Consider the following 13,047-nt stretch of genomic DNA (forward strand, 5'->3'; position numbering starts at 1 on the left):
CTAGGAACGGGGGTCTCCAAGTCAATCGCCGGCCCTCGGGAGTCCAAACAGGCTCCCCAAACGGAGGGAGGCCTCCGGGACCGGCGGGCGGTGGTCCGGATCACCGGAACGAGAGGCGACGCCAGCAGCGCCAGACCCCCCAGAACCCCGCGACGGACAGCGCCAGCAGGCCGGCGGCAGCGCCCGCCTGCGCGTAGAGCACGTAGCCCACCGCACCCAGCAGCGACCACACGGCAAGGGTTGCCGCCGCGGCTGCCAGGAGTGCCGGGGGCAGGTCGGAGCGGTAGGCGGCGTCCCGAAGCTGGACCCCCTCGCCGGCCGCGCGGAGCAGGACGCGGTCCCATCCGGGTCCGCCGGGTTGAATCCGCCGGTAAAACTCCCGCAGCCGGCCTTCGTCGGTCGCCGGGGACAGGAAGGCGACGGCGACCCAGCACACCGTGGTCACGCCGACGCCCCAGAGCATCTGCTGCCAGGCGGGCGGCGGGGTGCCCGCGCGCCCCCAGAAGAAGAACAGCGCGGCCATGGCGAACGAAACCCCCATCGCCGTGATCTCAGCGGCGGCGTTCACCCGCCACCAGAACCAGCGCAGCAGCAGGAGCAATCCGGTTCCGGCGCCGATCTGCAGCAGCAGCTGGAACGAGCTCAGGGCGTCGCGCAGCAACAGCGCCACCCCGCAGGCGAACACCATGAGCCCGGCGGTCGCAAGACGGCCCATCCAGACCAGGCGTCGCTCCGACGCCCCGGGGTTCACGAACCGGCGGTACACGTCGTTCACCAGGATGCTCGATCCCCAGTTCACCTGCGTGGACATGGTGCTCATGTAGGCGGCGATCAGCGAGGTGACCACGATGCCCATCAGCCCGGCGGGGAGCCGTGTGAGCATCGCCGGGTAGGCGAGATCATGCTGCACGTACTGCGGATTCAGGTCCGGAAACGCCTGCCGGAGCGACTCCACGCTCGGATAGATCACCAGCGACGCCAGGGCGACGAGGATCCACGGCCAGGGCCGGAGGGCGTAGTGCATGACGTTGAACAGGAGTGTCGCCCCGACCGCATGGTGTTCGTTCCGAGCGGCCAGGATGCGCTGGACCACGTAGCCGCCCCCCCCGGGTTCGGCCCCCGGGTAGTAGGCCGACCACCATTGGACCAGCAGTGGCATGAGAAACACGCCGACGATCACCTCGGGGGACACCCGGGTGAAATCCGGGATCAACGCCAGGTGGGGCGCCAGCTCGGGGCGCGCCAGCAGCGCCTGGAGACCGCCAACCTCCGGCAATCCCACCAGGTACCAGGCCGCGCCGATCGAACCCACCATGGCGATGACGAACTGCACCAGGTCGGTGAGCAGGACGCCGGTCAGGCCGCCGGCCAGGCTGTAGGTCAGCGTCACCGCGGCGGCGATCGCGATGCTCTGGAGCGGGGAGAGTCCGAGCAGCACGCCGCCGATCTTCACCGCGGCCAGCGTGACATTGGCCATGATGATGACGTTGAAGAACACCCCCAGATACAGCGCGCGGAACCCGCGCAGAAACGCCGCCGGCTGCCCCGAATAGCGCAGTTCGTAGAACTGGATGTCGGTCAGCACGTCGCTCCGTCGCCAGAGTTTGGCATAGAGGAAGACCGTGGTGGACCCGGTGAGCAGGAAGGCCCACCACACCCAGTTTCCGAACACGCCGTCCTGCCGGACGATCCCGGCGACGAGGTTTGGGGTGTCGGTGGCGAAGGTCGTGGCCACCATGGAGGTGCCGAGCAACCACCACGGCATGGAGCGTCCGCTGAGAAAATAACTGTTGTAATCCTTGCCGGCGGTCCGCCCGACGAACAGTCCGATGGCGAGGTACACCGCGAAGGCCGCGGCCATGAAGGTCCAGTCAAGGGCGGAGAGATGCATGCGGCAGGAGGCGAGGGGCGTGAGACGTGGGGCGCCCGATGCCCGGCGAAGGAAACCAAAACGTGCCCCCCGGGGCCACGAATTTGAGCGTGCGCCGGGCCGACGAAGCATTCGGGATGTCGAATGCGATCCGTCCCGGGACCGAAGCAAATCCTCACTCCCGGCCCGTCAGAACCGACCCGGGCCCGGGCACCGGTTCCCGGGTGCGGAAATACCGTTGATCCTCCCCCGGAACCAGCCGGTATGGGGACGTGGCATCGGGTGCCGGGATCCACGGACCCGTGACCGCGGTGGACGTCTCGAGCACGCCGGCGTCCCAATGAATTTCGAGTTCCCCTCCGTCCTGACGGAGGGCGACCCTCCGTTCGACCGGAGACTCCACCGTCAACACCGCCCGATCTTCAAGGTAGGCCACGCTCCATCGAAACCCTTCCGGAGCCGCGATCGAGTCAAAGGCGCCCGACACGCCCTGCCCGGAACCCGACACAATCAAGAACTCGAACTGCTGCCCGGGCCCGGGCTTGAAGCCGTGGAGCAATTGAACTTCCAGGACCCCGGCCAGATGCACAGTCCCCTCGAAGATCCGGATCTGATCGTGTTGGGAGAGAGGCACGGGGCCGCCCAACTCGATCTGAATGCGCCCCTGGGCCGTCTGCATGAGATTTCCAGCAAGATTGAACGGGCCGGCCTGCCCCGGGCCACCGGGACGGATTAAGCCACCATTTCGAAGCACCGGCGTCGTGATCATCGGCCTGACGGGAGCCGGCTGACCGTGCCGGATTCGAGTTCCACGCGGAGGGAGGCCTGCCATCGGCGCCGGCCCGGAGCCGGGCGGATGATCGGTCCGTGCCGGAACAATCACCTGATCAATCTCATCAAGAATGCTTTCAAGGCCGTTCTCAAAACCGGCTTCCGCGCCAAGGCCGCCCTCAGGTCCGATTTCGAGCGTGCCGTGGTTCAGCAGTCGCGGGAGATTCATCTCAACGCCGGCGATTTTGAGATTGCTGCCGGCCGCAAGTTCGGACGGTGTAAACTCCCCCCAGCCATTGCCGTTCAGGGAGACCTGTGCTCCGGCACCCAACAGGACAACAGGCCCGCCGAGGGACAACCGGCTGTCGCGTTCGATGATCCAGCGCCCTCCCGTCAGCATGCCGCCCACGATCTGCTCGCAATTCAGGGCGATGAGGTGCGCCCGCTCGCGGACCAGAACCGTTCCTTCATTGTTCAGGACCACATTGGAGGTAATGCGCTGCCGGTGGGATGCTTCCGCCACCAGAAGACCCTCCGGCCTGTTCTCGAATCGGCCTCTCGTGCCGGGGGCGGTGATTTCGACATCGTGCAGAACATATTCTCCTGAATTCACAATCCGCCCGGCACCCCAGAATTCCAGGTTGCCGGAATGCAGGACAGCACCCTCGTTGATCAGCTGGCTGCCCTCACCGATCCGGATCAGGAAATCATTGCGCTCCATCATCCGGGTCCGGCCAAGATTTCGAATGGTCACGTGGTCCGAGATCCAGGGCGTATCCAGCGTCAACTCGGAGAGATTGAGAATCTCACCGCCGGCTTCCGTCGCCGCGAATTCGTTGAATTCCAGCCGAAGCCTGCCTCCGTTCTTCAACCGCCCGCCCGCGAATTGGATCGGCTCGCGGAAGAAGTGGACCTCACCGGCGCCGTTGTCTATCTCCACCTCGCCAGTGATGGCGTATCCTTCGCCGGCTTCCGGTGGCTTGACGAAGGCGATCGAGCTTCCTCCCGCCCGCAGCGTTCCACCGGCCAGCCGTCCGCCGCCGTAAAAGGCGATGAAGTCGTTGGTCGGCCCCCCCACGAGGGTCTCGAGGATGCCATCCTTTTCCAGAAGCATGGGCAGCGACACCCGCGCCCTCCCCCGGTTGAGTTGCATCAACCCCTTGTTGAGCAGCAGCGCATTCGAGGACGGGGCGGCCTGATCCATGTCGGCATCAACGATTTCCCAGACGCCGTGGTTCTCCACGCCGTTGTCCATCGAAAGCTTCGAAGCCTGAAGGACCACGCCCCCGGGCTGGATGACCAGCCTGGCAGTTGAGTGCATTGGGGTTTGGATCCGCAGTCCGCCGGAATTCACAAACGTTCCGCGTCCCAGGATGGATGGGCTGGACCAGGTGGCACTGCCGAGGTTGTGAAAGGTGCCGTCCATTTGAACAGGAGCGGCCCCACCGAAATGGAATCCGTCGAGGGTGTCCTTGAGGTTGGCCGTCACGATCGCGCCCGATTTGATATGAAAGAAGCCGGCATGGGCCTCCCCTTTCAACTCCACGGACCCTGCCCCGCTGAAACGGACCGTCTGGTCCACTTCGAACGACTCCGGGGTGCCCGGGCCTCCGGCCGCGAAGATGATCCTTCCCCCTCCCGCAACCGTGTACGTTCCGTGGACCCGGCCGCCCCGCTCGAAGGACAGGACCGCGCCATCGGCCGTCACCCTGCCTGAAGCTTCGTTGTCGAAGGGAATGCGGATGTGGTTGGTGGGTGTCGAAGCGGTTTCCGGCCGGCGATTGAATTCCCCCGTGTTTAGGAACACGGGCTCCCCCAGTGGACGCCGGGTGTTGTCGAACCCGGCCCCGTCGCCATGGAGATTCCAGGTTCCGCGATTGTGGATCCGGGCATCCCAGGCGACGTCCAATACCGTTTCAAAATGACCGACAGTGTCCTCGTTGAGAAAGGTCTTCCCCCTGAGCGCGGGGGGATTTGAGGGATCGCTGCCATGGATGACGAACGCGTCGCGGTTCACGGCTGGCGCCTCGGGGCCGCCCTGGATGGTTCCCCCGCTCCAGAGCGAGATGCCGTCGAAAACGACATCCCGCACATCAAGGGTTCCCTTCTCGAGAGCAACATTGCGAAGCCTGGCCGCGTCGGATTTGAGATCCGCCCGGACCACCAGCCTGCGGGTCGCCTCGAGATGGGACAGATCGGCCGAGGGTTCCTTCAGCAGCACCTCGCCATCGGCCTCCCTGATGAACACCCGCGCTCCGGCGGTCGGCGGCACCTCCCAGGGCCTGCCGGAGGCGTCCTTCCACCGGGACCGGCCGTCCGAAATCGTATGCCAGTGGTCCGTTTCGATCCCACCCGCCCAATGGAACTCGTCGCCCTGCGGTGTTGTGGTGCCGCCGCCCGTGACACGGTAGATCGCCGAATGCCCGTCGGTGAACCGGACGCGGAAATGGAGCGCGCCGTTGTCATCCAGGGCCGTTCTCTGGTCGAAGGCAGTTTCGGCCACCGTCTTTTGGAATTCACGCACGTCCACCGGCTGGGTCACATGGAAGACCAACCGGGGCGTCCCGTCTCCGCCCAGGATGAAGAGTCCCATTCGCGTGTCACGGACGGGCCCGCCGCTGAAGGGCATGGTGAAGGCGATCGTTCCGTTGGGACTCATGGCCAGCAGGGCCGGACCCACCGATGCCGTGGGAATCTGGAACACGAAGTCGGCGCCCTCGACCGCGCGGTTCGCCAGAAAGACGATGCGCACGCTTCCGTCAGGGTTCACCGTGAACAGCCCCAGGCCGTTCGAATCGTTCAGGCCATCGTAGCTGGCGACAAATGCGGTGCGCCCCCCGCGCTGACGCGGATTGAACACGTTGAAGGCACCCGGACTAAGACCCGCCAGCCGGGTGAGGGTCAAGGGTCCCGCCGGGGTTGAAATCTCCGTATTGAAGCGCACCACCTCCCGCTGGTGTGTCCCGTCGGCCGAAACCTCCCAGAGCCCGTGGCTGATTCCGCCGGTCCTGACCTCGATGAGAGCGGGGCCTGAGACGTCCACGTCCCAGAGGAAAAGACGGTCGAAGGACTGGGCGAGCCCCGGCAGGGGATCGCCCGGACCCAGGACCCGTGTCGCACCGCCGCCGTCGAAGCGGAAGAGGGTGTTGATGCTCGCGTTGCCATCCGTCTTGGGATGGGTGGTGAAGAAGCCGGAATTGGCGTCACGCGCCAACTCCGCGATTCCCGGCACCTCCCGGCCGTCGTCCCAGGCCAGCAGTTCGAGTGAATTGCGGTCCGTCCCCCCGTAGACGGCCACGCTCGACATCGGATCGGCCCCCCAGGGAACGTTGACTGCGTTGCGGGCGCGGAACACGAAGAAGCCGCCATTGTTGAACCGGATATCGAGGAACCCCTCGTGATGCAGGAACATTTCGGGATTTCCCGGGGGACCCGGCGGGCGAAAGAATTCGAAATCGTCCGGATGGGCTCCCCGGGCCGCAAGGATGGCCGGCTCGGAACCGGCAGTCTGCCAGAGCGCCGGACTGGACGGAACCCCCTGCGGCCAGCTCGACGCGTACCCGCCCCTCGGACGGAGTGGATAGCGGAACAGCACCGCTCCGGAATCGTTGATGACTCCGACCGGCACCGCATTGATCCGGTCCACCGCATCGGCTTCGAAGTGGATGGCCGTGGGAAGAGACGCCGGCCCACCCTCAGGCCGGGCCCAATAGGTCTGGCGGTCTTCCACGATCCTGCGTGCCTCGCCATCGAAGGCAAACAAGGCCATTCCGCCGCCGGCGGCGGGAATGCCTGAATTGAAGACCAGCTTCCCCCGAGAACTGCAGAGGGGCCAACTCAGCAAAACATGCCGGCGGGGTGGGTTCACCCCGGGGGCTTCGTCGCCGGAAAACACCAGCAACTCCGGCACGGATGCCGCGCCCGGACCGGCAGCGTGCCATTGCGGAGGTCCAGCGGCCTGCAAGGTCATTCCTGCCAGAGATACGGCGCAGACGAGACTGGGGAGCGATTTCATGGTGGACGATCCTGCGGGGTCACGACGAACCCCCGGTTGATGATCGGGAACCATGACCGCTCGTCGCGGCGTCGGGCGAACCGCAGCGCGCCCCCTTCGTGCCGCTGGCCCTCCTCCTGAGCACAGGTTCCGAACTCCATATGGGACTTCGGGGGAGTCGGACTACGGAAGGGTTGATCGAAACCGACGGGCAGGTCCCATGGCGCAAGGATGCGAATGGATCGGCCGGGAGTCACATTCGGGATCCTGCGAATAAAACGAGCGGGAGAAAAGGAGAATTGGCTTTCCCGAACGACCCCACCCTTGTTCCCAATTGACAGCGTCGCGATCCGTCCACTTCTCTTTGCCGGCATGCTCCGCCCCCGTTCCGCCTCCGGCCCCGCAAGGAGCCCTCATCGTTTCGCGGCGCTCTGGCGACTCGCGACCTTCCTGCTGCTGGCCACGGCTCCCGCGGGCGGCGTCCTTGCGGCGGAGGGCGTGTCCCTGGCGGGCCGGACGCCCCTGGCGTCGCTGCTGGGCAGCTCCGGTCCGGGACTGCCGGCCCCGGCGGGCGCGTCGTATCTCTCGCCCCGGGTCGTCCCGGTGCGGACCCGCGTCGTCACCGGTGACGGGACACGGGCCACGAATTTCAGCGTCCGTGTGGGGACCAATCAGTACGTGGCGGATCCGCTGTTCAGCATCCCCGGGGATGCCGCCGGATTTCACCTGCTGGTCCTGGAACGCAGCTCCCTCGCGGTGGTGACCAACTTCAGCGCCAGCACCGTCGATTACGGCACCCTGGTTATCAACGACGTCCTTGTTGATATGGTGCAACGTCCGGACGTTCTCATCATCCTGTATGAGATGAATCCCGCCGGAACGGATCCAATTGACAATCCCCTGGCCGCCACCCTGGCGGGTTTTGGGGCCAATTCCAACGCGTTATACAATCCGGCCAACAACCAGTTCGCACCGGCCTACGCGTTCATCGGGAATGCGGGGCTTTCCACCAACCGGAGCTTTGAACAGAGCCGCTTTGTGAACCCGCGGGCCACCGGGCAAATGGACGTGGTGCTCACGCGGGACCTGAACGGCAATTTTTTCCCGGCAAGCTCCCGGTTTGTCACGGTGCAGGCATCAACGGGGGCCGGAAGGGACACGGTGCTGATCCATGCCGCGTCCGCCACCAATGTTCTGGTGGCTCCGGCACTGCTGCCCGGTGCGGCGGGCGGCTTTCAACTGGTGGTGGCCTTGCGTGACCTCCTGGACCAGGCCCCCACCAATTCGGAGGCCATCCTCCTGAACCAGTCGTTTTCCACGGCCGCCGCCACGGCCGACGCGAGCGTTCAGGCGATGACCGCGCTGCTCCAAGCCCTGAGCGGGCAGGTGGAGGCGATCGCGTCCGGCGAAGTGCTCGTGTTGCTCACGTCGCTGGGATCGCCCCTGATGAATTGCGACACCGCTGGATGCAATTCGGCCGAGGAGGTCGCCTACGAAGCCGCCCTGACCACCGTTGCGGAGCTCCTTGCGGCAGGCGTTGGCGCCGTCGCCGATCTCGGGCAATTGCAGTCCGGCGGCTATTATGCCCTCGTTGGCACCCCCTGGATTCCCACCAATGCCCTCCCGCGGTCCGTGGAGGTCCGTTCCTGGACGCCGGCAGGCACCAATGCGGCGACCCTGACGGCCGTCCTGCAGTCGGGTCCCAAGGGATGGTTCGACCCTGTGGCTGCCGACACCACCGGCCTGGTGGATTACCGGCTCTACGAGATTGCGACCCGGCCCCCGGTTCCCTGGCCGGTGGCGCCCGATGCCGGCGCGGGCCCTTGCGACCCGGGCGATGAGGCCTGCCTTGCCTACCATTGGATCAGCACCAACATCGCCGAGAACGTCAACCTCAAGAGCATCCGGGACACCTACCTCGATGAGGAGAGCAACTTCTCCGGCTACCGCCAGAATCTGACCTCGCTGGCGTACGAGTCCTCCCTGGCACCCTATTTTTCCGAGCCGGTGTACGCCTCGGTGACCAACCAGCTCGATCGGGAGCTCTTCTACATGGGCTTTGTGCAACACCTGCACGGATCACTCTCAAGCCTGATCTCGGACCTGGCCAACGACCAGAACTCGGGGCTGCAAAGCGCGGTGAATGCCGTGATCGGTCAGGTGGCCCCGCCCGACGACGCAATGGTCGGCTTCAGCCTGGACGCGGTGCTGGGTTTCATTGCACAACTCGGGGCGGTGCTGGATCCCGACCCCATCAGCCAGGCCGCCCTCGGGATTGCCGGCGCCTCCCTCACTTTCGCCATGGAAAAGAGAACCACCCCGGCGGGCAACGGTGACAACCGGGTGGAGGCCGAGGTGTCCGGTCTGGCGGCTGCCATCGCGACCAGCATGAACGACAATCTTGTCGGGCTGGGGGAGCTCTTCCGGGACATCGTGACGGACTGGAGCAAGCTCTCCGAGGTGGCCATCCTGACCCAGGGACCGCCGGCCCCCGGCAATGGCTTTGCCTGGCAGCCGGGAACTGCGGGGCTGGTTCTCAACGGCGTGCTGCCGGCCTTCAGCCAGTTGTTTTATTCCGAACTGATTCCGGCCCGGTTTCAGATCGTTTATTTCGAGGATGTCCCGTTCACCAATCCCAGCGCGTACTACTACCGACACGGCTGCGTCACCTGGCGGACCGTGATCTGCGAGTGTGAGACCGACATTTATGATCCGCCCGCCTTTGACTACCTCCAGCCCGTTGGCAGTAGCGATATCTACATGATGGCGACCGCGTCGAGGGACTACCCCACCGCGGCCCTGATGCAGACGGGACTGCCGATGAACGGCCGCGTGTACCTGCCGGACATGCTTCGGGGCGTCGGCCGGTGGAGCGGTGTCATTCCGCGCGTTCTGCCGAAAGGGTGGACGGACTATCTCGAGAACCAGACGGGGGCGTGCGACGGCGACCTGGCGATCGCCGAGGATTCCGGAGAGCCCCTGGAGATCGCGTTTCGCGGCACTCCGGGCCGGAGATACCAGCTCGAACGGTCCATCGGCAGGCCCGACCGGTGGCTTCCGCTGGATGACCCGATCTCCGCCGGGGATTCTCTGGTCGTGATCCGCCCTGCGACAGATGACGAAGGTGTCGTGTTCTTTCGCCTTCGAACCCTGGACTGAACCCGGAATGCGCGGGCGATCGCGCCCCCGCGAGGCGCCCGAACGGCTCCGGGGCCTTTTTGTGCCATTGGGATGCGGGCTTCGGGCTTGGGGTGCGGGGATCGTTGGGCGATTCGAGCGAAGGGATCTGAAGGTTTGAACCGTCTCCAGGACAACACGGTTCCGGCTGGGAACGCGCCTGCTCGAAGGGAGCGGCGACGGGTGGCCGGTGGCCACGGTGCCGTCCGAATCGCCGGCCCGCCCAGAAAACTCTCGCCAACCGGGACTTTGGACGGCACCAACAGGCGCTTTGGCAGGGCTTCCGATGAATGAGCAGATTGTCATCCTGGATTTCGGCTCGCAGTACACCCAGGTGATCGCCCGGCGCGTCCGTGAGTGCAACGTGTACTCCACCATCCTGCGCCACGACACCCCCGCCGCCGCGATCGCGAAGCTGGCCCCGAAGGGGTTGATTCTCTCCGGGGGCCCGGCTTCGGTGTATGCCGCCGACGCCCCGCTCCCCGACCGCAATCTCTTCGGCCTGGGCGTACCCGTGCTGGGCATCTGCTACGGCGTGCAGTTGCTCGCACAGTTCCTTGGCGGTCATGTGGAGAAGGGGCAGAAGCGCGAGTATGGCAAGGGCACGCTGACCGTCACGGACACCGACTGCGCGCTGTTTGCCGGGCTGCCCCGAACCCTCCAGGTCTGGAACAGCCATGGGGACAAGCTCACCCGGCTGCCGCGCGACTTTGTGGTCGTCGGCACCACCGACAACTCCGATTACGCCGCGATTGAGCATCCGAAGCGGCGGATCTTCGGCATCCAGTTCCACCCCGAAGTCGCCCATACCCCCCGCGGCCGGGAGGTGCTGTCCAACTTCGTGCACAAGATCTGTGGCTGCGGACGCCACTGGACGATGCGCCACTACCTGGATCAGGCCGTGGAGGAGATCCGCGCGCAGGTCGGCGGTGAGCGGGTGCTGCTGGGTCTCTCGGGCGGTGTGGATTCCAGCGTGGCCGCCGCACTGCTGCACCGGGCGATCGGCAGGCAACTGACCTGCATCTTCGTGAACAACGGGCTGTTGCGCGCACGGGAGGCCGGGGTGGTGCGGGAGGTGTTTGGACGCAATTTCAAGATCCGGCTGCAGTACGAGGACGCCTCGGCCCTGTTTCTGCGCAAGCTCCGGGGGGTCACCGACCCGGAGCGGAAGCGCAAGATCATCGGGCGCACCTTTATCGAGGTTTTTGAGGCGGCCACCCGGCGGGCCGGCAAGGCGCGATTCCTCGCGCAGGGGACGCTCTATCCCGACGTGATCGAGTCGGTGCCCATTGCGGGCAACCCGTCGGCGATGATCAAATCACACCACAATGTCGGCGGCCTGCCCCGGCGGATGCGCTTTGCCCTTGTGGAGCCGTTGCGGTGCCTGTTCAAGGACGAGGTCCGGCAGCTCGGCCTCGAGCTGGGATTGCCAAAGGAAATCGTGCAGCGCCAGCCCTTTCCGGGCCCCGGGCTGGCGGTGCGCTGCCTCGGCAACCTGACCGCCCCCAAGCTGCGAATTCTGCGCGCGGCAGACGCCATTGTGGTCGAGGAAATGAAGACCGCCGGCCTGTACTACCGCACGTGGCAGACGTTTGCGGTGCTGCTCCCCGTGCGCAGCGTCGGGGTGCAGGGGGACGAGCGAACCTACGACTACACGGTCGTCATCCGGGCCGTGGAATCCCAGGACGGCATGACGGCCGACTGGGTGCGGCTGCCCTATGATCTGCTGGAGCGGGTCTCCCTGCGCATCACCAACGAGGTGCGCGGGGTCAACCGGGTGGTGCTGGACCTCACCAGCAAGCCGCCCGGCACGATCGAATGGGAATGACCGTGAAGGCACTGCTCGACACTGCCGGGCGACGGACCGACCGGGCGTTCCTCATCGGCGTGGAGCTGAAAAGCCGCTCGTCGTGGGATGTCAGGGACTCGCTGGATGAGCTCGCCGAGCTGGCGCGTACCGCGGGGGCCCAGGTCATCGGCGAGGGCACCCAGCGTCTCGATGCCCCCCATCCGGCCACCTACATCGGCGCGGGGAAGGCCACCGAGTTCTCGGAGCAGTGCCGCGCGCTGGCGGCGGACACCGTGCTCTTCGACGACGAGCTCACCCCGGCGCAGGCCCGCAATCTCGAGGAGATCTTCGGCACCAAGGTGCTCGACCGGACCGGCCTCATTCTGGACATCTTCGCGCAGCGGGCCCGCACCCGTGAGGGCAAGTTGCAGGTGGAGCTGGCCCAACTGCAGTACATTCTGCCGCGGCTGACCCGGTTCTGGACCCACCTTTCCCGCCAGCGCGGCAGCACGGGGTCCATCGGCGGTGAGGGCGAGTCGCAGTTGGAGTCCGACCGGCGCAAGACCAAGGAGCGGATGGAAAAGCTGTCCGGAGAGCTCGTGGAGGTGCGTCGGCAACGCGCCACCCAGCGGGCCGGACGCCAGAGGCATCAATGGCCGCTGGCCTCCATCGTCGGCTACACCAACGCCGGCAAGTCCACCCTGCTCAACCGCCTTACCGGCGCCACCGTGACCGCCGAGGACAAACTCTTCGCCACGCTGGATCCCACCACGCGGCGGTTGCGCCTGCCCACGAACCAGAACGTGCTCCTTTCCGACACCGTCGGATTCATCCGCAAACTCCCCCACGGACTCGTCGAGTCCTTCAAGGCGACGCTTGAGGAAGTCGTCGAGGCCGAGCTGCTGCTGCATGTGGTGGACGCCGGACACCCCCACGCCGGGGAACAGATTCGCGCGGTGAACGCCGTGCTGGAGGAGATCGGCGCCGCCAACAAGCCCACGTTGATGGTGTTCAACAAGGTGGATCACCCTGCCGCCGCCGAAGGGGCGTCCCGGTTGATGCCGCAGTTCCATCATGCCGTCGCGGTGTCGGCCCGCTCCGGCGCCGGCATTCCGGACCTGCAGGCCCAGCTCGGTGTCATGCTGCGTCCGGTTCGCGCCACCATGCGTCTCTCGATTCCTCACGATGCCGCCGCCCTGATCGCCCGGCTGCACGCGGTCGGACAGGTCCTGGAGCGGCGCTACGACGGCGACCGGGCCTGGTTCCGCGCCCAGATTCCGCCCTACGTGGCCCATGAATTTGCGCACTACCAGGTCCCGGAAAAAGCCGCGCGGCCGGTGGGGCGCAAGCAACGGCGAACGGCCCCGCCGTCGAAGAAAGGGTCCCGGAATCCCTCCGGCGAAGCGGCACGCCGCCGTTGATTCGCCACCCGGCCGGCGCCCGCTC

At 66.0% G+C, this 13,047-nt stretch carries 5 protein-coding genes; 3 read left to right on the forward strand and 2 right to left on the reverse strand.

The features are described from left to right. Positions 1–100: 100 nt before the first annotated feature. Both KF791_18715 and KF791_18720 read right to left on the reverse strand, forming a co-directional pair. Complete coding sequence (locus KF791_18715; protein ID MBX3734614.1) at positions 101–1,891, reverse strand: Na+:solute symporter; 1,791 nt, start codon at positions 1,889–1,891, stop codon at positions 101–103. Between the two features lie 154 nt (positions 1,892–2,045). Beyond that, entirely contained in the window at positions 2,046–6,656 is a 4,611-nt protein-coding gene (locus KF791_18720) for a hypothetical protein (GenBank protein MBX3734615.1), read from the reverse strand. 351 nt (positions 6,657–7,007) lie between these two features. On the opposite strand from KF791_18720, the gene KF791_18725 reads away from it, so the two are divergent. The 3 genes from KF791_18725 to hflX all read left to right on the forward strand — a co-directional run bounded on the left by KF791_18725 (position 7,008) and on the right by hflX (position 13,022). Then, positions 7,008–9,794, forward strand: a complete 2,787-nt coding sequence (locus KF791_18725; GenBank protein MBX3734616.1) for a hypothetical protein — start codon at positions 7,008–7,010, stop codon at positions 9,792–9,794. Between the two features lie 304 nt (positions 9,795–10,098). After that, positions 10,099–11,640, forward strand: a complete 1,542-nt coding sequence (guaA, locus tag KF791_18730; protein MBX3734617.1) for a glutamine-hydrolyzing GMP synthase — start codon at positions 10,099–10,101, stop codon at positions 11,638–11,640. Beyond that, positions 11,637–13,022 carry a GTPase HflX gene (gene hflX, locus KF791_18735; protein ID MBX3734618.1) on the forward strand — a complete coding sequence of 462 codons (1,386 nt, stop codon included), beginning with the start codon at positions 11,637–11,639 and terminating at the stop codon, positions 13,020–13,022. The genes guaA and hflX overlap by 4 nt, the downstream gene beginning before the upstream one ends. Positions 13,023–13,047: the final 25 nt, after the last annotated feature.

This window comes from Verrucomicrobiia bacterium, assembly GCA_019634635.1.
Lineage (GTDB): Bacteria > Verrucomicrobiota > Verrucomicrobiia > Limisphaerales > UBA9464 > UBA9464.

Coding starts and splice junctions, on each gene's coding strand:
- KF791_18720 (MBX3734615.1), bottom strand. CDS start 6,656: ATGAAATCGCTCCCCAGTCTCGTCTGCGCCGTATCTCTGGCAGGAATG.
- hflX (MBX3734618.1), top strand. CDS start 11,637: ATGACCGTGAAGGCACTGCTCGACACTGCCGGGCGACGGACCGACCGG.
- KF791_18715 (MBX3734614.1), bottom strand. CDS start 1,891: ATGCATCTCTCCGCCCTTGACTGGACCTTCATGGCCGCGGCCTTCGCG.
- guaA (MBX3734617.1), top strand. CDS start 10,099: ATGAATGAGCAGATTGTCATCCTGGATTTCGGCTCGCAGTACACCCAG.
- KF791_18725 (MBX3734616.1), top strand. CDS start 7,008: ATGCTCCGCCCCCGTTCCGCCTCCGGCCCCGCAAGGAGCCCTCATCGT.